We start from the raw sequence: 25,113 nt of genomic DNA on the forward strand, positions 1-25,113 counted from the left end.
TGTTATTAACCCTGACTAATGACGCTCATCATGTTCTTAATTTGCGAACCGAGAACAGTTAAGCTGGTCTGATACTTCACGTTATTGTCAACAAAGCTCACGCGCTCACGATCCATATCAACGGTATTCCCATCAATGCTTGGCTGATCGGGAATTCGATAGAGCAGCTGGCTGTTATCAATCGCCGGCGCCGATGCTGGAATATGGTTCCCCGACGTCATTGACAGATTTAAGGAGGCGTGCGTAGACTCCCCTTTCGCCATCACTTCTTTTAGCTGAGAGGCAAAGTCAATATCCCGAGCCTGGTAGCCTGGGGTATCGGCATTGGCAATATTTGAAGCTAATATATCCTGTCGTTTGTTCAACAGATTTAATGCCTGCTGCTGAAACTGAAAAGAATTATCAAGCTTATCGATCATGGCACTGATGACCTCTACATATAAATTATTTACTCCTCTATATTAAGTCGGAATGATGCAATTCTATACTTTGAAAATACGTCAAAAGTAACGGCTTTTAGATAACTAATCCCGCCAGCGACATTAAATTAATTTTAAAGCCTGATATGCTGACAAACCTGACGCCATTTGAAGCGTTTGGAATTAGCGGTAATGACATATACTTTTTAGCACGAGAATTTCCTGCTAAGGAGTTTTATCCTGCGCACGTATATATAAGGTAATCACGAAATGTTTCGCCGCTATCGTCATCTTTTGCCATTCCTGGCGCTGCTGCTGGTCATTGCGCCAGCGTATGCCAGCGCCGCCTCGCTTGAACAGCAGCTCACCCGGCTGGTGAATAACGGGTTAGATAAAAACATCACCCGCTCGGTCACCGTTCTCACGCCGCAAAAGCAGCTGGAGACGCTGTGCGCGGAGCCCAAACTGTCATTAAGCGGCAACGATACGCGGCTCGCCGGTAACCGCAGCGTCATCGCCCAGTGCGGAACGGAGCGTAAGTTCCTGCAGATCGCCATAAAGGCGGAGGGCCGATGGTGGGTAGCCAGCCGAACGCTGGCGACCGGCACGCAGATTCAGGCCGAGGACATAAAGCCACAGCAGGGTTCGATGGACCGCCTGCCGGGCGGCCTGCTGTTGAATAAAGATGACATCATTGGCCGCATCACCACCCGGTCGGTGAACGTCGGGCAGCCGCTGCAGGCAAACCAGATGCGCCAGAACTGGGCCATTACCGCCGGGGAAGACGTGGAAGTGGTGGCCCAGGGCACCGGCTTCCACATCCGCGCCAGCGGCAAAGCGATGGATAACGCGGCGATCGGCGGCAACATCCGCATCAAAACTAAAAATGGTCAAATAGTGACCGGAAAAGTGATTTCAGCCGGGAAAGTGAGTATTTCTCTGCAACATTAGCTTTAGAGAATTTTGTTCGCTCCGATATATATTTTATAAGCGAGTGAATAAACCATTAACAACATTGGCGAGGATGATTATGAGCATCGAACGAACACTGCCTGTAACACCTGGCAATACCCAACATGACATCACGCTGCGCACCAAAACGCGCGAACCCAACGCCGCCCCGGTTGAACATACGGGCGACAGCGGATCGCAGTTTAAGCTCAGCGCGCTAACCCAGCAGATCCAAAGCGACAGCGGGAACGATGTTAACTTTGAACGCCTTGCCAGTATTAAGGCCGCGATGGACGCCGGTGAGCTGCAAATTGACACCGATAAAATTGCCCAGGCCTTACTGCAGGACATTCTCTAATTTTTATAACGGTTAGCAAATAATAACTATGGAAAATTTACGTTCTATTCTGGTAAAAATCGAAGATACCATGGCTGAACTGGAGGCCATTCTGGCTGAAGAAATGAACCAGTTAAGACGACCGCAGATTAATCCGGTGTCGTTGCAGATTGTCTCTGATACCAAGAGCCGTCTGCTCTCAACCATTGGTTACTATGATGAGTTACGCCGCCAGGAAGAAACTCGCCTGAATCTTGCGGCGCCTTATCGGCAGAACGCTGAATTTGCTAACCACTGGAAAAATATCACCGAGCGGGCAACATCAGCAAACCAGCACAACCAGAATATCTATAATTTGCTGGATATTCATATGCAGAAAATTAATACCCTGAAGAGCATTGTCAACAAAGCCGACAATGGGGCATCGTTGTACACCCAGGCGGGACAAACGAATAGTGAAAGCGCCGGAAAAGTTTACAACTTCAGTATATAAATATATTTTACCCGTCATTTCTTTACGGTTTTGAAGCATTTTTTCATTATTAAAAATGCTTCTATTTTTTTATTTATTATCATTTAACACAAAAAGCATTTTCAGTACCACAACGCAGATAACATAATCATAGATAAAAATTCACATTAATCCCGCAATCGGCTTATTAGCCCGCATTTCCGCGCCGTGATTCCCGGTTCCCCTGCCGTATTTTTCCACATAAAACCGTTAAAATAGCCTCCGGTAATTCCTCAGGTTTATTTCGCTTTTAATAGTAAGGTTGATTCGTGGCAAAAACTCTATTGCGCAGTGGTAACTTTGATGATTTTCTCGCACTGGGCGAAAACGGTCAGACAATTTTCAACGCTGCGCTGCAGATCCGCGAAACTTTGCGCCTGCGCAAGCAGCAAATGCTGGCGGACGCGCTGGCTATCCCGCAGCCGGACGAAAACAGAGAAAAAATCGACTGGTACGCGCCGAACGGCGGCACCGTCATCAGCTGGGCGGCCGCCACGCTGCAACAGCGGGAGCAGGCCCTGCGTTACCTCGAAACCTGTTTAAGCACCGCCAAAAAGCTCAGCAAACGCTGCCAGCAAAGCGACAAATCCTCAATACAGCTGTTCGGCATTCTGCTGGAAAACGTGTTTCGCTTTCCCGCCAGCCAGCACCTCTATCTGGTTGATAATAAGCCTGTTATTACCTTCTGGGGCTTTTCCGCCCTCAACGCGGATTATCAGGAAGACCCGCTGGCACCGCTACGCGCCACGCTGATCCCGGAGCCAGAACCGGAGCCGGATCCTATTCCTGAGCCTGAGCCGGTGGCGATGAACGAACCGACGCTCATCTCCTTTGCGCCGAAGGAAGAAGTGCATATTGACGATCCGCTGCCGACTATCGTGACGCTCAGCGTGGTGGAAAAACCGCAACAGCCCGCCGAAGCGCCGACGGCTGCACCGCGCCCCGCGCCGGTCGCGGCGGCCTCCACCTGGCCGAAGGTGGTTCGTCGCGTGGCGATGGTGGGGATCGTGCTCATCGCCATTCCCGCCGCGTGGGAGCCGCTATCCCGCTATGTTCTGCCGCTCATCGCCCAGAACAGCGAACCAACCGCGCTACCGGCAGTAGCCCCTGAGCCTGCGCCCATCATGATCCCTCAACCCGCGTTCAGCTCGTCGCTGCCGCTGGCGCAGGCCACGGTGGTCACGCCGCCTGCTGCGGAAAAAGAGAAGCCAGAGACGGCGGCCGCGGCGGAAGTACCGATTCCCAAAGATGCCCTGGTTCTGCCGGCGGCGTCCGTCAAAGCGGGCACCACGCGCTTCCTCAACGGTAACTGGCGCGCGACGATTGAGTTCCGCGACGCCATTAGCGGCAAACCGCCGGTGCTTCGCTACCAGATTAACAACAACGCCGGAACGGTGCGTCTGACGCTGGGCGACAACACCACCTGCCGAACGGAAATCACCTCCGGGCTGATGCAGTCAGGCAATCTGGTGATTAAAAATAATGGCAAGGCACGCTGCTCCGACGGCAGTCGCTACACGGTCCCGGAGGTAGTTTGCACCCAGGGTCTGACCGGCGCGGCGCAGTGCACCGGACGTTTCGATAGCGACACGGTGGTGCCCGTGACTTTCCGAAAAGTGAGTAAATAATTCCATGCTGGCAAATCTTATCGCCTATAAATCTGCCGTTTCACTGATTAAAAACAGCGGCATCCAGTTCCTCGATTTTGGCCTGCGCCCGGAAATGTCCGCGCCCGGCCGCGGCGGCTTCGTGCGCCAAAGCGCCAACGGCCCGCTGCTCCGCCTCGACTTTGATGCGCAGATCGAAAAGTATATCCTCGCCGACGAAGAGCACGGTTCAAGTGAAATCGTCCGCCCGGAAAACAGCTGGCCGCTTGAACGATCGCTGAAGATCCTCAACGGCATCTGGCTGCCGCTGCCTTTCCTGCGCACCAGCGCCCGTCGCACCTTTACCGGCGGGCCGGATAACTGGGCTCGCGTGCAGTTTCACCTCCTCGATACCCCCGATGCCGCTGGCAACACATTACGTATTTGCCTGGCGTTCGATACCCAGGTGGTGGCCGACAGCGATCCGGGCAGCGCGCTGGCGCCGAGTGCGGCCGATGTCCGTAACGGCACCCACTTTATGCTCGCGTGGCGCAACCACGAGCTGAGCGAATTCCTCGATCAAACCTGGGTCAACGGCTGGCTGCGCGACGCGTTTATGCACTACATCCAGCAGCATGAAGACTATAGCGACCGTGAGATTAACGCCGCGCTGAAGGCCTTTGAGTACCAGGGACACTACCTGAACGTGCTGGAGATGCTGGCCGAGCAGCTGCAGGTGCCGGAAATCCAGATCGTCAGCGAAACGCTGCACGTACCGCCGATCGCCGTCGATCTGGTGCTCGACGTCGGTAATACCCACACCTGCGGCGTGCTGATTGAAGATCATGGCGTGCAAAACGAAGGGCTACGCCAGTGTACCGAACTGGCGATTCGCTCCCTCAGCCAGCCGCACTGCTTTAGCGACGGCCTGTTCTCCAGCTATCTGGAGTTCAGCGAAGCGCGCTTTGGCAAACCGCACTTCTCGATGGAAAGCGGCAGAGATGATGCCTTCGCCTGGCCTTCCATCGCCCGCATCGGCGACGAGGCCCTGGCGCTGGCCACCCAGCGTCAGGGTACGGAAGGTGCCAGCGGCATCTCCAGCCCGCGCCGCTATCTGTGGGACGATACCCCGGCGCATCAGGCCTGGCGTTTCAGCCAGCCCGCCGGGAAAAATCTTCAGGAGCCGCAGGCTACCGGCATGCCGCTGATGACGCTGATGAATGACGACGGCGAACCGCTGTACCGTCAGCCGATGGACGAACGCCTGCCGGTATTCATTCCGACCTACAGCCGCAGCTCGCTGATGACCATGATGCTCTGCGAACTGCTGGCGCAGGCGCTATCGCAGATCAACAGCGTCAGCCACCGCCAGTCGCTCGGCCACAGCGGCGCGCCTCGCCGCCTGCGGCATTTGATCCTGACGCTGCCCTCCGCGATGCCAAAACAGGAACGCGAGATCTTCCGTCAGCGTACGGAAGAGGCCATCGCACTGATCTGGAAGGCGATGGGATGGCACCCGCAGGATGATGATTTTTCCGCGCGCCGCGGCGAAGAGCACACGACGGTGCCTGCCGCGACGGTTCATATGGAGTGGGATGAAGCCACCTGCGGCCAGCTGGTGTGGCTGTACAATGAAGCGCTGATTAACTATGCCGGCCACAGCGATGCGTTCTTCCGCAGCCTTGCGCGCCCGGAACGCCAGCTGGCCGCCGATGAACCGCCAGGCTCCACGCTGCGCGTCGCGTCGATCGATATCGGCGGCGGCACAACGGACATGGCGATTACCCAATACCAGCTGGATGGCGGCCTGGGGAGCAATGTCAAAATCGCGCCGCGCCTGCTGTTCCGTGAAGGCTTTAAGGTGGCGGGCGACGACATTCTGCTCGACGTCGTCCAGCTTTGCGTGCTGCCCGCGATGCAAAAAGCGCTGCAGGATGCGGGCGTGGCGGACGCCTCTGAAGTGATGACACAGCTGTTTGGCGAAGCCGGGCAAACCGACAGCCACCGCGTTCTGCGCCAGCAGATGACGCTCCAGCTGCTGATCCCGCTGGGCCACGCCGTTTTGTCCCGCTGGGAACAGAGCGACGCGCTGCAGCGCGAAACGGTGCTCGACGGCACCTTCGGAACACTCCTGCCCCATGCGTTAACCGATAACGTGCTGAACGCGATTCACAAAACGGTGCACCCGCTGCTGCCGCCGGAAAGCCTCGGCTTTAATGTGCTCGATGTGCCGCTGCGGGTGGAAATGCGCACGCTGGATGAGGCGATGGCGAGCGGCCGCTTTTCGATCGTCACGCCGCTCAAAGCGCTGTGCGAAGTGATTTCGCACTACTGCTGCGATGTCCTGCTGATTACCGGGCGACCCGCCTGCCTGCCGGGTATCCAGACGCTGCTGCGCTCGTTACAGCCGGTGCCGGTTAACCGCATTCACTGGCTGGAAAACTACCCGATTCACGAGCGCTTCCCGTTCGGCCGTCAGGGGCGGATTGGCAACCCTAAATCGACGGCGGCCCTCGGCGCGATGCTGTGCAGCCTGGCGATGGATCTGCGCCTGCCGGGGTTCAACTTTAAAGCTGCGGATATTCAGGCCTACTCCACGCTGCGCCATCTTGGCGTGCTGGACGGCAGCCATACGCTGAGCAAAGAGAACATCTGGTACGACGATATCGATCTCGATAATCCCCACGCCCGGCTGGATACCCGGCTGCAGTTTCCGCTGCGCGGCAACGTGTGTCTGGGTTTTCGCCAGCTCGCAGACGTGCGCTGGCCCGCTTCACCGCTGTATCTGCTGAAGATAAACTCCGCGGCGCTGGCAAAACATATCGCCGGCGATGGGGTGATCTCCGTTCGGCTGCGGTATGACCCAGCCAAATGCGGCGTCGCGATCGCCGAAGCCTGGATGCAGGACGGCACGCCCGTCGCGCTTGACATGCTGAGCCTGAAACTGAATACGCTAGCCAACAGCTATCGCGGTGAAAACCACTACTGGATTGACAGCGGGAGCGTCTATACCAAATGAATCAATCAACCCTTACGCTCCAGGCGCTTGAACGCTGGATAGCCACTAACCGTACACGCTCGCCGCGGCTGGAAATTGAGGCCGACAACCGCCTGGGCCGCCTGTCGCCAATCGCCGGGCAGGCGCTGGACGCTCTGTCGAGCGCTCCCCTTACGCTGGGGCTTTACGGCCATTCAACGGAAGGCAAGCATCACCTGCTGAGCACCCTGCTGTGCGAAGAGGGCGACTGGCCGGGCGTCCAGCTGGGCGATAAAACGTTCAACTATCTGCTGCATATTAATCCCGGCGTCTCACCGCTGATGGCGGTGCGCTTTACCCACGCGCCGCTGCCGCAAAGCGAGAACTACCCGCTGCTGCTGGAGCTGTTCGACGAGAGCGAGCTGGCGATAAAGCTCATGCGCCGCTACCACGCCCGCCCGGACGCGCGGGCTATCACCGCCAGCGACGTTAGCGCCCGCATCACCGCGCTTCATCCCTACCGCCTGGCGCAGCCTGCGCCTGGAATGACGCGGCATCAGTTTGCTACGGTGGCGCAAGAGTGGCGCACCTTCCTGGGCAACGACGAAGGCCCCGATGACGGCCTGATCTATCAGATGGCGGAGCTGGCGGAATCGTTAAGCATTCACGATCGCGCCTCGCTTCTGGGGCTGCTGTGGGGAGAAGACCCCGTGGTGACCGCCGCCTGGGAAGCGCTGGCGCTGACCCTGGCGCAAACGGGGCATGCCGGCAGCGTGCTGGCCCCTGCGAGCCTGCTGGTCGACAACTTTATGCTGCCAGCCGACGGGTTTCTGTTTCCGGCCCCGGCGGGCGTTCAGATCCACGATGAAGACGTGCTGGTCTGCCCGCTGCACGATGGCGTGATTCAGCAGCACGTCAGCATCAGCCGCCAGAGGCTGGCCAGCCTGTGCCTGTGCGTTAACCTGTCGCTAAGCGAGCAGGCCACGCCGGGCGAAATCGACATTATCGATATTCCGATCGGCGAGCTGGATGCCTTTGCCCGCCGTCTGCTGCCCGATACGCTGCTGCTCTGCAACCCGGCCAGCGAGCAATCCGGCATGACGCAGACCGCCACCCAGCTGAGCGACTGGCTGGACCGAACCCAGGGTCGAGTCGATAGCGCCCTGCCGCGCCTGGTCTGGGCGGTAACGCCTTTCGATCGGCGTTTTAGCGATCAAGGCCACCTCGATGACGGCGTACAGCGCCTGCTGAGCCGCGCGGGTAAGCATTGGGGGATCCTCCAGGCGATGGATCGCCGCAACCTGTTCCGCCTGCGGGAGTGGTTGACCGACGCCCTGAGCCCCGCGTCCCGAGAACAGCGGTTCGCGGGGCTGGAGTCGGCTTGCCAGGCACGGCTTCAGGCGCAGGTTGCCGATTTACTCGCCCCCGAAATTGGCACGGCAAAAGAGGTCGAAACGCTGGTTCGCGGCCTGCAATCTCAGGCGGCCCATTTTGGCGAACTGACCGGGCTGCTCACCCTATCGCGCAGCGCCATCAAACAGTGCGGGCTGCAGTTCCAGCAAAAGCCCGCGCAGACGCTGACCCCGGGGCTGGATCTGGACCTGTTCGCCGGCGATAGCGCCAGCCCCGCCGCACCGCAAAATGATTCGCGGTTTGCGGCGCTGATTTTTCAGCGCTGGGTAAATCATGTGCGCCAGCTTAGCGGGAAACCGCAGGTGCTCGCACAGTTGGACATCCCTGCCGAGCGCCTGCGCGGACTGTGCGAGGTGATTATCGCCACCGCCTATCATCAGGCGCTGGACAAGCAGCTCGAACGGGCGCTGGCGCCGTATGAAAACGATATGGTGCGCGGCCAGACCTGCGCCGCCAACGTGCTGAGCGATTTTATTAGCTGGCTTGGGTATCAGCACACGCCGCCTGCACAGCGGCCTGCAAGCAAGGTCAACCTGGGTAAGGCGGTCTTTGAACCGGCGGCGCAGGCCAGCGCCAGCCAGCGCCTGACGTCGTTGGGGGAAGAGCAGTTTACAGGGCATATCCGCTATATCTATGACTGGCTGGTTGCGCTGTACCATCGCGGCCTGGAACATACCGCGCAAACGCCGAGCGAGATTGCACAACCGCAGCGGCTGGCGTTACAAAAGATCCTCAACGCCAGCGCCGTGCCTCACGCTTAGCCGCACAGGCCATAAAAAAAGCGACAACCTTAGTTGTCGCTTTTTCATCACCTGGCGGAAATCAGAACGTTTCCCAGCCATCGGTATCGTCTTTCTTCACCTCAGCCGGCTTCGGGGCGGGCTGAGACGCTACTGCCTTTTTCTCAACATGTTGACGCACCTGCGGCGTTTTTAGCGTTGGGGTTTCATGCGTATGATGAATATGGAATACCGCGACGGCCTGATTCAGACGGCTCGCCTGCTCTTCCAGCGCCGCCGCTGCGGTAGCGGACTCCTCAACCAGCGACGTGTTCTGCTGGGTCACGCGATCCATCTCCGCCACCGCGACGCTCACCTGCTCAATACCGCGACTCTGCTCTTCAGAAGCCGAGGCGATTTCGCTCATGATGTCGGTAACCCGCGTCACGGCACCCACGATTTCATTCATGGTTTCGCCCGCGCTTTCGACCAGCGTAGAACCGGTAGAGACCTTGTTGACCGACTCATCAATTAAGATCTTAATCTCTTTTGCCGCCTGCGCGCTGCGCTGTGCCAGGCTGCGGACTTCACTGGCGACCACCGCAAAACCACGCCCCTGCTCACCCGCTCGCGCGGCTTCCACCGCCGCGTTCAGCGCCAGAATATTGGTCTGGAAGGCGATGCCATCAATCACGCTGGTGATATCGGCGATTTTCTGTGAACTGCCGGCAATTTCGGTCATGGTGGTGACCACGTTTTCCACCACCTTGCCGCCGCGTCCCGCCGTCTCGGAGGCGCTCAGCGCCAGATGGCTGGCCTGCTGGGCGTTTTCGGCATTCTGTTTAACCGTCGCGGTCAGCTCTTCCATACTCGCCGCCGTTTGTTCCAGCGACGCGGCCTGCTGCTCGGTGCGGGCGGAAAGATCGTTATTGCCTACCGAAATTTCCATTGCCCCGGTATAGATGGCATCCGCCCCGATACGAACCTCGCCGACGGTGCGCGCCAGCTCGGCCTGCATATCACGCAGCGTGGACGCCAGCTCGCCGATTTCGTTGCTGCCCTGCACATCGATCTTGCAAACCAAATCACCGCGCGCAATCAGGCGGATGCTTTCCAGCAGCGAGTGCAGCGGCTTCAACAGAATCTGGCGGATGCCGTACCACACGAGGCTAAAGATCAGCATAATGCCCAGCAGCACGCCCGCCAGCGTCCATTTTGCCATACCCATGGAACTGGCCGAATCCTGGTTGACCAGCTGATGAATTCGCCCGTTTTCATGCAAATACTGGTTATAGCTCTCTTCCAGCTGATCCTGGAAACGCTGGGTCGGCTGGTCGAGCGCGCCGTCAAGATCGCCCGCGGCCAGTAGCTTAATCAGCTCCCCTAGCGCGTTGTAGTAACTATCAAAATCACGTTCAAGCTGGGTAATCACCGTACGGTTGGTTCGCGGGTCGATCTCGATAGATCGGTGGGTACTCCACAGTCCGTTGGCCTGCTTCAGCGTCGTTTCGGCAATGCTGAGCAGCTCAGGTACGGTTGCGCCCGCGCCCATATTATTCATGTCCAGCATATGACGTAACGCCGTGCGATTCAGCGAGTTACGCGTTTGCAGCATCGCTGACCAGGTTTTGTTCAGCGTCTCCTGCTTTTCACTAATCTGCTGTAAATGCGCCAGGTTATCCTGATCGTGATTCAATACGTTGAAAAATAGCCCGCTGGAGAAGAGTTGCAGCGCTCCCAGCAAACCCAGAGCGATCATCAAACTGGTAACGATTTTTATTCGATTTAACATCATATTTATTTCCTGAGAGGGTCTACTAGTTAAATAATCGGTTTTTGCAAAAAAAAACTAAACCCTGCTCACAAGCGAAATTAGATTTCATTAGGATTATTTATATTTCTATTCAAACAAGCGTGCAGAACTGCGGGAAAACGAGCCTTAAACCCGCTAATGAAGTGAAATGAGCGTATAAAACATTAGGAAAAAGAGGATGTTCACCGGGAGGGCGAGACACCTTCCTCCACCATTGCCGAAAAAATACGCAACGGTAGGCGCGACGAGGGGAAATGGATCACAGCGACAGCAGACTGCTTATTGACTGCATAAACTCACGCGGTGCGGAAACGTAAAATTGGCAAAAGAATCGGTAAATTCTTTCATTTTTTCAAGCTTCTGCCGATATCACAATGATATGTGCTGAACATTTATAGGCTCACGTATGTCATTAAAAAAAACCTCCCTGATTGTACTTTTGTTACTGCTCGCCTTCTTCGCCGTTAACGCCACCTCAAATATGTGGCTGATGGTGCAAAGCAACCGCTCTCTGGATAACGTGAATAAAGAAATCCAGGTTGTTCTGTCGATTATCGATCCCATCAACCATAGCCGCACAATGCGGGTACAGGTGATGGAATATATGCACCTGCTGGAAAAGGGGAATTTAACCTCCGCCGCCGAACGCCTGGAGGGCATCAAAGCCGTCATGGCCAAAGCGGATGACTCCTTCAGAGCCTTCAGCGAGGCACCAAAGCTCAAAAACGAGCACGCCAGCGTCGCACTCTACGTGGAGGCGTGGCAAAACTACCGCAATCAGGCGCTTGTCCCGCTGCTGGCCGCCGCGCAGTCAAACAGCGCCGCGCAGTTTAACGCCCTGATCCCACAGATCGCCTCCTACGACCGCCAGTTTGAGATCCAGCTGGACAACGTGTTGGCCATTCATCAGGACTACGCCAGAACGCTCAACGCGGAGGCGAAAAGCAACTTCCGCTTTGGCATCGGCGCTATCTTCACCTTCGTCGCCCTGTTCCTGCTGGTGATTGCTGGCGTACAGCTGCTGATGAAGCGCTATGTCTTTAACCCGATCCAGCAGATTGGCGAACAGTGCCAGCAGATCGCCGCAGGCCAGCTGGACCGGCCGATCATCACTCACGCGCGTTCGCACAATGAACTCGATCGGCTTCAGGACAGCATGGAGCAGATGCGGCAATCGCTGGTACGCATTATCGGTCAGGTTCGCGATTCCAGCCAGACGGTTGCCCAGGCATCCCGCGACATTGCCAGCGGCAACATTGACTTAGCCTCCCGCACCGAGCAGCAGGCCGCGGCGCTAACCGAGACGGCCGCCAGCATGGAGCAGGTCTCCGCAACGGTGAAAAACAACACGGATAACGTCGCGCAGGCCAGCCACCTTACCCGTGAAGCGGTCAAAAACGCGCGCGAGGGGGAGAAAGTGGCGCAGGAGGTGATCGGCACGATGGATCGCATCACCACCAATTCCCGCAAAATTGAAGATATCACCAGCGTGATTAATGGCATTGCCTTTCAGACCAATATTCTGGCGCTGAACGCGGCGGTGGAAGCCGCACGGGCGGGCACCCAGGGGCGTGGTTTTGCGGTGGTCGCCAGTGAAGTCCGCAGCCTGGCGCAGCGCAGCGCCGTGGCGGCCAAAGAGATCGAAGGGCTGATTACCGAGTCGGTTAAAAACGTTCACAGCGGCTCCCAGCAGGTGCAGCGTACCGGCGCGGCGATCTCTGAAATCATCAATTCAGTGAATAAGGTTAACGGGTTGATGGAGCATATCTCCATTGCTTCGGACGAACAAAGCCGCGGCATTATGCAAATTGAGCAGGCCGTCAACGAGATGGACAGCGTCACGCAGCAGAATGCGGCGCTGGTTCAGCAGTCGGCATCGGCTGCGGCGTCGCTGGAGGAGCAAACCCACACAATGACGCAGGCCGTTTCCGCTTTCCGCCTGCCATAATCACGCTTTTCACCGCCACCATTGGCGCAAAAAGGGGACGATATTTCGTCCCCTTTTCATATTAAGCTGGCCGCTTTTTGCTCGTCAACTCGTCATCACCGTCTGGTTCTTACCTGCCTGTTTCGCCTGATACAACAGGCTATCAACGTGTTCAACCAGCACCTGTTTTTCCTGCCCCTGCCACCGCGCCAGCCCGGCGCTAAACGTCACCTGTAGCCCCTCTTCGCGCCACTCACGATCGCGCAGCGCGGCATGACATTTCTCCAGCACATGAAACGCCTGTTCCGCATTCATGCGATTGAACAGAATGGCGAACTCTTCCCCGCCATAGCGATATAGCTGGCAGCCATAGCCTTCGAGGAGATTACGGCAGGTAAAGGAGATAAATTTCAACACATCATCGCCCACCACGTGGCCGAAACGATCGTTGATGGTTTTGAAGTTATCAATATCCAGCAGCGAGAACGAAAAATGTTCCTGTTTGGCGATCTTCTTATCCAGCGCCAGTTCCAGCGCCCGGCGGTTCAGCGCGCCGGTCAGGACATCTCGTTGGCTCTCATCGGTGAGCGTTTTTTCACGATGCTTGGTACGGTTAATTTCCTCAGAAAGGAAGTACTCAAGATTATCATAACCTTGTGGCGTACCGGTCTTGATGTGCCCGATAATACTGACCAGCTTTTTCTCCCAGTGATATTTCAGGAAAAAGCCGAAGGTCAGCAGCACCACCATAAAGGTAATAAACCCGTAGAGAACTTCCTGGGTATCGTCCCAAACCTGCTGCTTCAGATTGCTGTCGCTGACGCTATAGATAAGCGTCCAGCGCGGGCCTTCAAACTGGTAGGAGAAAAACCACGACTTGCTGACATCATCGTAATAGGTACCGCTGTTTTTCTTTAACAGCGGATAGATTTGCTCAATATTATCCGGCTGCCAGACATTATCGATCATGTCGTCGGCAATCACCTGCCCGCTGCTCGAAAGTAACACGATGTGCCCTTCAATCGGCGGCGACATTTTTTCCATATTACGGCTGATTTGCGACAGATTAATATCAAAAGCCAGGATGCCGTTAAAACGCCCAAGTGCGTTGATCAGCGGGGTTGAGACGGTGACGGTTGAAATGCCGGTGAAAGAGTCATTATGGGGTTCAGTAAACCGGATATGCGTCGCAGAGTTGGCGTCATGGATAAACCACTCTCGATCTTTGATTTTCCCATTGGGGAACAGATCCTGATAGTTGTTATCGGGCACGCGGACAAAATGGCCATCTTTATCAGCCATAACAACCGCATCCAGCTCCGGTGAGTTATTCAGAATCGCCAGCGCGGTTCTGGAAATGTCATCCTTCACGGCTTCATTGCTAAGGTCCGTATGCCCCAGTTCACGGCTCGCCGTAATAATTTTAGTTTCAATGCCGTGCAGGATTCTTTCAATATAAAGCTTCCCGATATTAGCCGAGTAATTCCGACTAATATCCATATACACCTTGCTAACCCGAGATTTCAGACTCTCTACGACGTAATAACCCGTCATCAGCATAATAACGACTGAAATAAAGAGGCCAACATTTATTTTTTTTGAAAAGTTCAACGTCTTTCTCGTACAAGAGGGGCGGTAAATTATAATGGCATCTTCCTGGATAAACTATTCACCATAAAAGAATCCAAAACTCGAATATGCCGAGGTATTATACTTATAACCACCGATAGTAGTATAAAGAGCCACACTGAGCAAACAGGATAGAACGATCGATAGCAGAATCACTGATAGCCATTAACTATTGTTTTTGCCTATTCGATCGTTCAAACAGATCACAAGGTTAACATCTTCGGCATCCTTCCCCCTATTTGTTGGTTCATTTATTTTTTCTTAAAAACAAGTCATTAACTATTTCCATCACGAATTAAAACATTAATTTTTCAGAGTCATGAATAATAAAACTTTGTTTAACCCAGGTTTACCATTGCTGATTTTAATCATCTGGCAAGTTTTCGCCAAATATAAATCAAATGACATCATTCTCTAACAACATTAAAATATCAACAACTTTTGAAAAACCATAAGAATATTTACACTGCATACACCAAACAGGTAAATAGGTTGTATTAACTTGGGTATTTCAGCGGATTGGCCCGGTATACTTTAAGACATTTAATATATTATAATTAATTCCTGAATTGGTTAGTTCATTATTGCCGAGTAATATCAGGCATTTTTTATTGACCCGATCGTAGTTTGTTGAACCACATATCATCATTGCACTACATCATCTGTAATCCGGGCCCTCCGGGGATCATTTTTGAAGTTGGGCGGAGCTAACCTGCGCTTGCTTTACAGTTAGGAACGTCTGGTGAAAAAAAACAGTCAGTTGGTAAAAAAAGCGCTTGTATCAACCCTTTGCGGGCTGTGCATGTGGCTTATCGGGGCCTTTATTATTGTTACTGAAGTAGAAAGTAAAAATAATATGGATGATGAGCTTGCACTCGATAGCGCCGTGCTGAGAATCGATCAGATGCTGGACACCGTTACCGGTTCAATGACCAAAGCCGCAGAGCTCTTCAACGGCGTGTGCAACGTCACCGGTCCCGCGCTCAGCCAGCTGGCAACCTTGACGCCCTACTCCCGCTCTTTCAGCGTTGTGGACAATCAAACGATCGTCTGTACATCAGCCTCGGGCAATACCTATTTACCGGTGGAAAACTACTTTCAGAATGGTAAATCGCTCTCCCTGAGCTACGGCCCGATTCCGTTAAAAGTCACCATGACGGTCAACCTGAAGCGGACCTACGGGCCATACGAGCTTATCGCCAGCATTCCGACATTCTATTTTAATAACGATCTGGCAGGACGCAGCCAGACTGAAAACTTCTACATCAATATCGGTTCAGAATATCTTGATAGCCAGGGTAAAGTCAGCGCCCGGCTTCCTCAACTTAACGCATCTGAAAGCAGGGAGAAAACGGCACAATCCTCCCGCTACGACTATTCGGTGATTTACCATACCCTCGACCAGCGTAACTGCCTGCAACAGCTGCTGTCCGAAATGACGCTGTTCCTGCTGTTTCTTTTCGCCGGTCCGGCAATCGGCTTTGGCGTCTGGCGCATTATCGGTAAGCCCAAGTCCCTGCGCACCAAATTTGAAATGGCAATAGAGAAGGGAGAAATCCAGCCCTATTTCCAGCCGCAGATGTCGACACAGACCGAACAGCTGGTGGGCTGCGAAGTGCTCGCGCGCTGGATTTCACCCGACGATGGCATTATTCCCCCGAACCAGTTCATCCCGCTGGCGGAAGAGTCCGGGCTTATCGTGCCCATGACACGTCAGCTAATGGCGCAGGTGAAGCGCTGGCTGCTGCCTCTACAGTCTTCGCTGCCTGACGGATTTCACGTCAGCATCAACTTCAGTTCGCAGCACATTTTGTCCGGCGAGATCATCGACGACTGTCGCCTGTTCCTGAAGGATTTTAAAGCCAATAAGGTTCGTCTGGTCGTCGAGATCACCGAAAGCGAGTTATTGAACGACAATAAGCAGATTAATGAAACGTTCTCCAGGCTGCAGGAACTGGGCATATTAATCGCCATTGATGACTTCGGCACCGGCTATTCTAACCTCAGCTATTTAGAGGATTATACGCTTGATATCCTTAAGATTGACCGCAAGTTCATCAACCGTATTACCCCTGAAAATGCGCATATGCATCTGATCGCCAGCATCATTGATATCTCCAACAAAATGGCAATGAAAACCGTCGTCGAGGGGGTTGAAACGGAGATGCAGATTGAGATTATGAAAACCCTCAAACCAAGCTGGCTACAGGGGTTCTACTACGGTAAACCGGTGACGGGAAAAGAGTTTTATTCCCTGTGGCTCAAGCGGTCGAACGGCTCAGCATAAGCTTATCGCCCGGCATCCACGTGCCGGGCCGTGAGTTATCAGGCATTAAGCTGATAATCGAGAGTGATTTCCGCTTTCAGCAGCTGCGACACCGGACAGCCGGCCTTTGCTTTCTGAATGATGTCATCAAAGTTTTTTTCATCAATGCCGGGCACCGCGACGTTGCTTTTCAGCGCCACCCGGGTAATAGCAAAGCCGCCGTCGGTTTTATCCAGCGACACATCCGCCACCGTATCGATATGGTCGGCGGTATAGCCCGCTTCGCCCAGCATTAACGAGAGCGCCATCGAGAAACAGGCCGCATGCGCCGCGCCGATCAGCTCCTCGGGGTTGGTACCTTTTGCGCCTTCAAATCGGGTGTTAAAGCCGTAGGGCTGCCGATCCAACACGCCGCTTTCCGTTGAGACGGTACCTTTACCGTGTTTTAAATCCCCTTCCCAGCGCGCCTGACCTTTCTTATGAATCGTCATTTTTGACTCCTTTTTGACTGCGAGAGAATGAGTATAGACGGCGTGGGGGAGGTATGGGGGAATTGGGGGAGAGGAAGAGGTTGGGGGCGAAGGCCGCACCGCGATTCTCGACGTAACCAACTGAAACAATTGAAATTGAAAAATAAGAGAACCGCCATATATACTCACATGTATACTCAACGCGATTCTCTGAAGTCTTAGCTAACTCAACAATTACTCCTCATCGTCTTCCACAGGCTCTAACGCGTCAAGCGCGATTCGCACCATCGCAATAGAACCAATACGGATGAAAGCATCTTCTCCATCTATGTCGGTTAACTGATACCTCTCGGTTGATTCCGACTCTGATTCCAAAATGTCAAAAAATGCATTCAACTGACCGATATCGCCATTACTTTCGTCCTCGGACTCATCTGGCTCACAGTAAAGCTCAATAACCGGACCACCGTTCACCATGGTGATATGGACATTCCCATATCTTCCTTCATTTGCCTCTTCATTAGGGATAGGTGGAAAACCATCAAACAAGAATTGGTGGAAAATCACCTCTCGGGCATTTAAGGCATAACGATGCTGTTCAGAGTCGAAAACAAAGAAATGCTCATAATCAGGCGCTGCTCTTTCCTGAAAGTATGAGTAAAAACGACGCTTATCAGCCGGGGAAATGGGTAACAGCAAATAATCTTGCTGCCCTCGTAACCAGAGTTTCACCGTCCAAATGCAGCCATCCATTTCAATACCACTAGCGGCGATGCTTTCCAGATCATCATCACTACGGCTACTTTGATTGCGCACTTTTTGCAATAAAGTATCGTTACCAGGAAAAACTGCATTCAATGGTTTCTTTAAGACAGCGCTTATCGCCTGCGCCAGTCCTAACTTGGCCGCAACTTTCCCTGTCTCTATACGCTGGATCTGCTGTTGGCTGGTACCAACCATATCCGCCAATTCACGCTGAGTGATTGATAGTTGAGTACGAAGTTCTTTGATTTTGTTTTGCATGATGCCCTCCCCACTTACCAAGAAGTAATGGATATCATTAAAACACAATAAAGAGTAAAAAACACAAAAATGAGTTTTAAGCTAGTGGGAAATACTCGCTAATGTGAAGAGCATCTCTTCAACGTTCTTCTTTGGTATGCCAGAGATCCACGATATAGATATCATTGTCACGGAGTTCGTAGTGAACCTCATAGTCATCGAATAACACTTTTCGGACCTCACGAGGTTCATACCGAGTCTGCTGTATGCCAATTGCCGGATGCACTGTAAGACCAGCACAGCCAATAATCAGGCGATCCAAAACGTCATCGGCGTGCTGGCGGCTGTACTGAAGGGCAAAACGGTAGATACGTTCCAGGTCATCCTGAGCTTTAAGCGTCCAGTAAATTTCCATTTATCAGGATTTCTTTAAGCGATTAGCAAAATCCACCATGTCCGAGTGGCTCACCACGCGCCCGGCATCCACATCGGCAAGACCGGCCTGGATGCTCTGGTGACGCCGTTCTCTTTCGGCCAGCATACTGGTCAACGCTTCCTTAATAATCCAGCTTTTAGAACGATCTAACTCAATTGCCAGATTCTCAACAGCAGCAGCCAATTCAACGGGTATCTGTGCGCTGATGGTTTGTTTATTAAGCGAACCCATAGGGATTACCTCCTTTAATAACTCCTATTAAGATTAGCATAGAGGTGCCTATAAAAACATCATCTCTCATTTCGCAGGCAAGGCTCCCGGAAAGTGCTTCGCCACGATGTCATTCATCTTCTCCACCAGATCCAGGCGTTTAAAAGTGATATGTCCACTGCCCTTCTGAAAGTAGCGAATAGTGAACAAATCGTCTTCGAAAACCTGCTGATGCGGATTATCGCGCACAAAATCCATAAACCGGATGGAGACATCATGCCGGTTATCGGGAATGGCCTTCCCATCCAGCAGGTAGAGCATTCGCTCCAGATCGGCTAACTGATCGCGCCGCCAGCCCCAATTCAAGCTGTAGCCCCATCGGTCGTGCTTCACCAAGTTGTTGACGATAATCTTCTTACCGAAATAGCAGGGATTATTGGTTTTGTAGTCCCAGCTTAACCCTTTAAATACATTGATAATCCCACGTTCGAAAACATCCCGTTTATTGTGGTGGAGTTGTTCAAAGGTACTCAGGATGTTGGCTTCGCTAATAGCCGGGAGATCGCCCTCCTCCAGGTTCTTCGCCCACTGACTGCGGGCTTCGGCATCCATCAGGGTCAACATCCCGGACTTCAGCATGAGATCGCGCCAGATACTGCGATCGATATTGCGGGTAATCACCGGCATCGCTTTATCTACTGGTTGCATCAGCCAGCAGTCAAAGGAATGGCCCTGTCGCATCGCCCAATGCTCCGCCACATCACCACCGATGCTGGAGGTTAGCCGTGAGATATCATCAAGCTCCTGGATCAGGATTTCTATCAGGCTCAGCGCAGCATCACGTCCTGTAACAATGCGTTCAATACTGGTTGAACAAATCAGCTCATTATGGTCGGTTAAAACTTCAGCTTCTGTTTGCATGATTTTTGTCCGTATAAAAGCAAACGCGCCTGCCGGGAGTGGCTGGCGCGTTATGCAATGAGTAAATAAGGAAGACAGATCGGGAATGTAATTCGGGAAGGAGGCTCGCAAGATTCAGCGCGTCGAAGGATGATGACTTCGCCGCAACAGGCCGGTTGCCTGCCGCGCCCGCAAAATGTCTACAGCCCGTAGATAAGGCGATTGTTCCTGACAGTTAAATCCCCTGCGATCGATACGAACCAGCTCGTACTTTTCCACCAGAAAGTTAACGGCATCAGCCAGTGTGATACCGGCGTTAATATGTTCCTGAATGACTGTTTCATCGCAGAACGGCGTGTCGTTCAGAGTCAGGCCATAGTGTTGCTCCAGCAGACGGGTAAGTAGCGTTTGCCAGACAACCACGGGCGGCGGGCATGGCTTAGCCGCCCGCTGAGTTGTTGCAGGTAAGGTTTTCATGGGGTTGTTCTCGTTAAGGTTGAGGCTAAAGTCGGTCAACGTTGAGTAAGGTAAATGACGATGTAGACGTAACCATAAGAGCCAAGCGTGTCAGCTTCACAGGTAAATCCATCATGGTACAGGGTGACACAGTGCGCATAACGGGGGTTTAGTTCGCCGGAGAGTAGCATTAACTCCATCTGCTCCGCGAAGTGCGGAAATGCTGCATTCAGCTTGCGGCTCTCAGCTTCATTAAAGGTGCCGGTGATACTGGCCCGGTCAGCCAGGTAATGCAGTTGATTTCCTTCCTGTACCAGTCGTGCTCCTACACGCGGCGTGATATCGCGTCGAAGCCCCCATTCAGTGGGATCGTGTTTATCCATCATTTCTTCCTGTTTTATATCCGTTAAGTAGGTGAAATTTCTCGCTACAGCCAGCCCTGTTCAGTAAAAGACAATATTTCGCCATTACCGATAATGAAATGGTCCAGCACCCGAACCTCGACCAGCCCCAGAGCGTTTACAATTTGGGCGGTGATGGTTCTGTCTGCCTTACTTGCATCCGTAATCCCGGACGGATGGTTATGGGCGACTATCACCGCTGCTGCGTTATAGCGCAGTGCAGATTTTACAATTTCACGGGGATGAACTTCGGTATGGCTGATCGTGCCGAGAAACAGAGTTTCATGTTCCAGCAGGCGATGTTGATTATCGAGGTAGAGCACGACAAAGACTTCTCGTTCCTGTCGCGCCAGATGCAGTTGTAGCCAGGTTTTCGTACAATTCGTGGCAAGAAACTGCTCACCAGGCTGGCGCAGGTATTTCTCCAGCAGGCGCATGGCGCGGCGGATAATACGCTGTTCATTCACCGGGAAGGCCGGAGGTAAAATCAGTTCAGGCATGGGGGTTCCTTTAAAGCAAAAGCCCCGCAACCGGGAGTTACAGGGCTATCAACAAACTCGAATAAGCGATTCATGATGCAAGTTGCAGCATATTTTCAGCCATCACCCACAACGCGCGATTGAGCTTTACATCGCCGTCGATTCCTCTCACAGCACGAGTATGGGTGCGCTTTCCTTTGGTCGTTCGTCCCGACAGACCACCTTTAATCAAGTTTTCCTGAATACGCTGGTAAGTGGTCCACAAGTCGTTGCTTTCGTCCTGCCAGCGGCGTGAAGAGAGTATCTGCGATTCCGTCACCGTTTGGTGACCTTCGCTATAACGATACGTCAGCGCTGCTTTTGCCAGTGCCTGCTGTGCCGGTGGAGGTAACATCAGCGACTGCATGGCATCACGCTTCTCTTCTACTTGATCAAAAATCCCCAGTACTTCGTAAGCCCCTTCAATAACCTTCTCTACTACGTTGCCTTTATGCGGCACACGTACCTCACCAAAACTCTCACCGCAAATCAGCCCATTCTGGCAAACCGATCTGAATAATCCCGGTAACATCTGGTAAGAACTGGAGCCGTCATGACTGTTAAGCAGGATGATTTCCGGCACCTGCTTGCCGGTGATTTGTCCTGCGCGGCGAAGGCGCAACATGTGTTTGGTGTGTTCCCGCTTACTCTGGTCCCTCACTCGAGTCTGGCAGGCAAAGAACGGCTGGAAGCCTTCCTGTTGCAAGTGATCGAGCAAAGTGATGGTTGGAATGTAGGTATAGCGATCGCTACGGGATTCATGCTTCTCTTCGCTGAAAACGCTGGGTACGTAATGTGCCAGTTCGTCGCGGGTTAACGGGCGGTCGCGGCGAACGAGATTGGTCGCACCGAAGCTGCTGGCTAAACGGGTCATAGGTGATTCCTTTAAAAATGGGCATAAAAGCCACTCCAATGGAGTGGCGGTGGATGGAAAAGGAAATGTTCAGGAAGAAGCTGGTGACTGCTCTTGCTCTGGCGGCAGTTCACTGTCAGGTAATGTCGGCGGGGTTAGCCTGTCGATCTGGTGATGTTGCAATCGCCGCAGAATGAAGGGCTTACCGTACTGGAAGCATCGAAGACACCATTCGTACTTAACGACTCGCCTTATGTTCAGAGGTAAGCATTCATACGCTTTGCTGCACATCGATAAAACAAAGGCATCATCATTGATTCTGTCCTCTGCTATTGCAGCCAGCCCTTTGATAACGCAACGCTTCAGCTTTGGTCGAAAATTAGCTTTCAGGCAAGAGTGGCGAGTTTTTTTATGAGCCTTATCAGGCTAAAAGTCATCAGGCTGGCTCCCATTGTCTGGCATACGACCGACTTACTTCCTAGTAGAGTGAGTCCTGCGACGCTGAAAACAACAGGCCAGGTCAGATCCAGTGATTCTGTATCTGTATCGTCAGGGAATTTCGGGCTTTTCATAGGTCTGTCCATAATACGTCCGGTACCGCAGGTGGCGTATACCGGACCGGGTGAGTAATTAGGGGAGATCGACGGAGGCTATTTCCTCAGAAGCGTTTGTGGGGCCACTGTAAACGCCGACGTATTCGTTTAGAGGGAAGATAATTACGGCATTATTCTTCGGGTCAAAAGAGCAACCATTTAATCCTGCAATTGCGGCGGTTTTCCCGGAGCTTGTGTTTTTGACAATCAGTTTGTTGTCAGCACAACTGCTACCTTTGACATAATTCACCACATAACCGTCCTGCTCAGCGACGATTTCTCCAGTTGCTGGTTTTGGCTGAGAGTTACTTTCTTTCTGCCCACTTACGCGTTTGCTGCTGTAAGGAATATATTCCGCAGCATCATTCCGCAGGGTCGGTGGATCATTGTGAAGGCCAAGATATACAGGACAACCGGAGGCACTCACCTCACAGCTCTTTTCGACAATAGCGCGTGACGGCCAGCCTTTTGAGCCAATGTAAGCAGCACCGGTTTCATCAAGGCAGTAAGTTTCCTCCCAAGTATAATTTTTATTCTGGCCCGGCATGGTGCGTGTCGTGATGAGGCAGGTCAGGGCCTTAACCGGTTTACCGTCGTAGCGGATGAAGTTCTTTTCAAGCGGTAATGCTGCATACAGCAAAGGAGATATGTTCGCAGCAGCAGCCTTGCTCTGTGCCTCAGCGCTAAAACCAACTTTGTTGTTGAGTTTTACACTGACTGCCGCATCGTTCATTTCGCGAAGCATTTCACCGCCTCTATCTGTCAGAAAGAACGTGTATCGCTCTGGGTGAATATTACCGGGAATGGTGATGGCAAAGCTTAGAGCTGGAAATGAAAGCACGGAGATAATAAATAAGCGTGAAATAAACTCTGTCATAGTGACACCCTGAGGACATTTGTCGTTGATTCAGCTGGACGTATCAGAACTCCAGCAACGAGTGGTTAAAACAGCAAACAGTGCTGTTGCGAAGAAAGGTGCTTAACGGCTGATGCAGTCCTGCCAGGTTACCTCTTTCAGCGCTTCCTGAAGACCTGTGGTTTTGAACGGTTTGGACAATGGTTTACTGGCTTCAGTGACTTCCAGCACTCCTTCATCACCAGTGTTTTTGAGCGCCATAAATGCAGCTTCGCCTAATTGATAGTGGGTTGAATTAATGTTCAGCCCCGGCTCTTTCAGCCCAGCATCAGAAGAAACGGAATAGTTCTTTGCCAGGACGCTGTAGGTGATGCCAAGGTGGCCTCCGGCGCAAGTGAAGGTAATGCGCTCACCAACATCATTGTCGGCGTTAATACCGAATTCCATTCCGCTGGTATTACCAAACCAGTTCCCCCATTGCTGCTCCTGGATAACAGCGTGCGCAGCGGTACTGAATAATGCTGCGCTGAAAAGCAAGGCAGAGGTAATCTTCAACATAGTTGTTCCTTACTGAGTGTTTTATAAACGAAAAATGGCCTTCTGCTGTAAAAGGCCATCTGATCGTATGCATTTGAGAGGGGATGAGATAATCGTTAATACAGATCGGTTTCCATAAATTGATCGCTATAATCTATTGCAAAAACGATCAATTTACAAACATTGATAGTCGGCGGCTATCATAATTTCACATATCGATCGGTATGACAGATCAACAAGTTGCAGCAACCCGGACAACGTTTACCACGCTGATTCCTTTGGGTGATATAGGTTTGAAATTATCTGTAATAAGCAAGTATATCCGGGCTGACATCTGAGCAGCCCAGGACAGTTGAATGGCCGTAAGGATATTATTACCTTATTTATCTTTATTCTGAGAGCGATATGCACCTTCGATAAGATAACTCACCATGTCGGCAATGCTTTTATTATATTTCCTGGCCATAAAGTCCAGTTTCTCTTTTACATCTTTTGGCAGCCGGGTATTCAATACCCTGGTGTCTTTACTGCTATCCCTGAATTTTTTCTGGCTCCATGCTTTTTTAAACTCAGACATAAAATACTTTTTCCCAATGCCATCGTCGGGTGCTGTATCCCATACGCAGTACAGTGCCAGCTCGGTTTCTTTCTTTGATACCGGAGTTAGATTTATGTGATCAAATAACGGATGGGGATAGTTTTTTATATAACGCCATGCCCATGACATATTTTCATCCGTTCTGTCTTTTATAAACCCAAAGGGATCTTTCTCGCTGTATATTTCCGACCATCTGGCCTTTAGCTGAATGATAATCTGTGACTTCATTTTAGCGGGAGAAAAACCCTGAGCTGAAAGCCGGGCATCCATATATCTGTCAAGTTGCCACTGGTCAAAATACTGGATAATAGACTCGAGTCGCATTTGATGAGATGCATTGATACTTAGCGGCCGGATACTCCCCGGGGTTATAACTGGATATGGAAATGACATCTCCGGAATATCTGTAGAACCAGATGCAAAGGGCATATGAACGGTCATTTCCTTTGGGGTAAGGAAAAATGACCAGAACCAATAAGCAGCACGTTCATTTATGTCCAACCACTTAAACTCCTCGATTTTCACCAGCGAGTAATCACATGCCAACTTCATATCTTCAATGAATCTGGCCCGCTCAACAGATAATGCCAGATGACTGTGCAAAGTTTTATTAATAGACTCACATATCTCATCAGGGTTATAGCCTGCTGAATAAACGGAAATATTTTTTTCAGACAGATAGCGGATATAAAAATGACACCTTCTGATGTCGCTCTCTGAAACACTGTCACCGGG

23 protein-coding genes are annotated in these 25,113 nt (G+C 52.5%); 8 read left to right on the top strand and 15 right to left on the bottom strand.

Annotated elements, in window-relative coordinates:
* Window positions 1–5: 5 nt before the first annotated feature.
* Window positions 6–419, bottom strand: a complete 414-nt coding sequence (gene flgB / locus ACK5JN_RS23370) for a flagellar basal body rod protein FlgB (RefSeq protein ID WP_416872331.1) — start codon at window positions 417–419, stop codon at window positions 6–8.
* A 270-nt stretch (window positions 420–689) separates the two neighbouring features.
* Here flgB and flgA point away from each other — a divergent pair, with 270 nt between their 5' ends.
* From flgA to ACK5JN_RS23400, 6 genes are all read left to right on the top strand, one after another.
* Window positions 690–1,370: a flagellar basal body P-ring formation chaperone FlgA gene (gene flgA, locus ACK5JN_RS23375; protein ID WP_416872332.1), complete on the top strand. Its 681-nt coding sequence runs from the start codon at window positions 690–692 to the stop codon at window positions 1,368–1,370.
* Window positions 1,371–1,449: 79 nt separating this feature from the next.
* Complete coding sequence (flgM, locus tag ACK5JN_RS23380) at window positions 1,450–1,728, top strand: flagellar biosynthesis anti-sigma factor FlgM (RefSeq protein WP_416872333.1); 279 nt, start codon at window positions 1,450–1,452, stop codon at window positions 1,726–1,728.
* 28 nt (window positions 1,729–1,756) lie between these two features.
* On the top strand, window positions 1,757–2,200 hold the full coding sequence (locus ACK5JN_RS23385; protein ID WP_416872334.1) for a flagella synthesis protein FlgN: 444 nt from the start codon (window positions 1,757–1,759) through the stop codon (window positions 2,198–2,200).
* A 287-nt stretch (window positions 2,201–2,487) separates the two neighbouring features.
* The gene (locus ACK5JN_RS23390) at window positions 2,488–3,846 is read left to right on the top strand and encodes an SrfA family protein (protein WP_416872335.1); all 1,359 of its coding nucleotides are present in this window, start codon (window positions 2,488–2,490) and stop codon (window positions 3,844–3,846) included.
* A 4-nt stretch (window positions 3,847–3,850) separates the two neighbouring features.
* On the top strand, window positions 3,851–6,823 hold the full coding sequence (locus tag ACK5JN_RS23395; RefSeq protein WP_416872336.1) for a virulence factor SrfB: 2,973 nt from the start codon (window positions 3,851–3,853) through the stop codon (window positions 6,821–6,823).
* Window positions 6,820–8,955 (top strand): virulence factor SrfC family protein, encoded by a 2,136-nt coding sequence (locus tag ACK5JN_RS23400; RefSeq protein WP_416872337.1) that lies wholly within the window; start codon window positions 6,820–6,822, stop codon window positions 8,953–8,955. The genes ACK5JN_RS23395 and ACK5JN_RS23400 overlap by 4 nt, the downstream gene beginning before the upstream one ends.
* A gap of 61 nt (window positions 8,956–9,016) precedes the next feature.
* Here ACK5JN_RS23400 and ACK5JN_RS23405 read toward each other — a convergent pair whose 3' ends face one another.
* Window positions 9,017–10,705: a methyl-accepting chemotaxis protein gene (locus ACK5JN_RS23405; protein ID WP_416872351.1), complete on the bottom strand. Its 1,689-nt coding sequence runs from the start codon at window positions 10,703–10,705 to the stop codon at window positions 9,017–9,019.
* A 427-nt stretch (window positions 10,706–11,132) separates the two neighbouring features.
* Here ACK5JN_RS23405 and ACK5JN_RS23410 point away from each other — a divergent pair, with 427 nt between their 5' ends.
* Complete coding sequence (locus tag ACK5JN_RS23410; RefSeq protein ID WP_416872338.1) at window positions 11,133–12,674, top strand: methyl-accepting chemotaxis protein; 1,542 nt, start codon at window positions 11,133–11,135, stop codon at window positions 12,672–12,674.
* A gap of 84 nt (window positions 12,675–12,758) precedes the next feature.
* Here ACK5JN_RS23410 and ACK5JN_RS23415 read toward each other — a convergent pair whose 3' ends face one another.
* Complete coding sequence (locus ACK5JN_RS23415) at window positions 12,759–14,153, bottom strand: diguanylate cyclase domain-containing protein (protein ID WP_416872339.1); 1,395 nt, start codon at window positions 14,151–14,153, stop codon at window positions 12,759–12,761.
* 985 nt (window positions 14,154–15,138) lie between these two features.
* Between ACK5JN_RS23415 and ACK5JN_RS23420 the strand changes: the two genes are divergently transcribed.
* Window positions 15,139–16,569 (top strand): EAL domain-containing protein, encoded by a 1,431-nt coding sequence (locus ACK5JN_RS23420; protein ID WP_416872340.1) that lies wholly within the window; start codon window positions 15,139–15,141, stop codon window positions 16,567–16,569.
* A 38-nt stretch (window positions 16,570–16,607) separates the two neighbouring features.
* On the opposite strand, the gene ACK5JN_RS23425 is transcribed toward ACK5JN_RS23420, so the two are convergent.
* From ACK5JN_RS23425 to ACK5JN_RS23480, 12 genes are all read right to left on the bottom strand, one after another.
* Window positions 16,608–17,039, bottom strand: coding sequence for an OsmC family protein (locus ACK5JN_RS23425; RefSeq protein ID WP_416872341.1), 432 nt, complete (start codon window positions 17,037–17,039; stop codon window positions 16,608–16,610).
* Between the two features lie 213 nt (window positions 17,040–17,252).
* Window positions 17,253–18,041 carry a helix-turn-helix transcriptional regulator gene (locus tag ACK5JN_RS23430; protein ID WP_416872342.1) on the bottom strand — a complete coding sequence of 263 codons (789 nt, stop codon included), beginning with the start codon at window positions 18,039–18,041 and terminating at the stop codon, window positions 17,253–17,255.
* A gap of 118 nt (window positions 18,042–18,159) precedes the next feature.
* Window positions 18,160–18,435 (bottom strand): type II toxin-antitoxin system RelE/ParE family toxin, encoded by a 276-nt coding sequence (locus tag ACK5JN_RS23435; protein WP_275150756.1) that lies wholly within the window; start codon window positions 18,433–18,435, stop codon window positions 18,160–18,162.
* Window positions 18,436–18,438: 3 nt separating this feature from the next.
* On the bottom strand, window positions 18,439–18,687 hold the full coding sequence (locus tag ACK5JN_RS23440) for a CopG family ribbon-helix-helix protein (RefSeq protein WP_275150755.1): 249 nt from the start codon (window positions 18,685–18,687) through the stop codon (window positions 18,439–18,441).
* 66 nt (window positions 18,688–18,753) lie between these two features.
* Window positions 18,754–19,587, bottom strand: a complete 834-nt coding sequence (locus ACK5JN_RS23445) for a DUF4942 domain-containing protein (protein ID WP_416872343.1) — start codon at window positions 19,585–19,587, stop codon at window positions 18,754–18,756.
* Between the two features lie 114 nt (window positions 19,588–19,701).
* Window positions 19,702–20,043 carry a TA system toxin CbtA family protein gene (locus ACK5JN_RS23450; RefSeq protein ID WP_416872344.1) on the bottom strand — a complete coding sequence of 114 codons (342 nt, stop codon included), beginning with the start codon at window positions 20,041–20,043 and terminating at the stop codon, window positions 19,702–19,704.
* Window positions 20,044–20,078: 35 nt separating this feature from the next.
* Window positions 20,079–20,405: a type IV toxin-antitoxin system YeeU family antitoxin gene (locus ACK5JN_RS23455; RefSeq protein ID WP_416872352.1), complete on the bottom strand. Its 327-nt coding sequence runs from the start codon at window positions 20,403–20,405 to the stop codon at window positions 20,079–20,081.
* Between the two features lie 44 nt (window positions 20,406–20,449).
* Window positions 20,450–20,923: a RadC family protein gene (gene radC, locus ACK5JN_RS23460; protein WP_416872345.1), complete on the bottom strand. Its 474-nt coding sequence runs from the start codon at window positions 20,921–20,923 to the stop codon at window positions 20,450–20,452.
* 70 nt (window positions 20,924–20,993) lie between these two features.
* Entirely contained in the window at window positions 20,994–21,815 is an 822-nt protein-coding gene (locus ACK5JN_RS23465) for a DUF932 domain-containing protein (RefSeq protein WP_416872346.1), read from the bottom strand.
* Between the two features lie 609 nt (window positions 21,816–22,424).
* Window positions 22,425–23,264, bottom strand: coding sequence for a hypothetical protein (locus tag ACK5JN_RS23470; protein ID WP_416872347.1), 840 nt, complete (start codon window positions 23,262–23,264; stop codon window positions 22,425–22,427).
* Window positions 23,265–23,366: 102 nt separating this feature from the next.
* Entirely contained in the window at window positions 23,367–23,801 is a 435-nt protein-coding gene (locus tag ACK5JN_RS23475) for a hypothetical protein (protein ID WP_416872348.1), read from the bottom strand.
* A gap of 358 nt (window positions 23,802–24,159) precedes the next feature.
* The coding region (locus ACK5JN_RS23480) for a hypothetical protein (protein WP_416872349.1) at window positions 24,160–25,113 on the bottom strand (954 nt) is incomplete at its 5' end.

This window comes from Kluyvera sp. (assembly GCF_047971185.1).
Taxonomy (GTDB): domain Bacteria; phylum Pseudomonadota; class Gammaproteobacteria; order Enterobacterales; family Enterobacteriaceae; genus Kluyvera.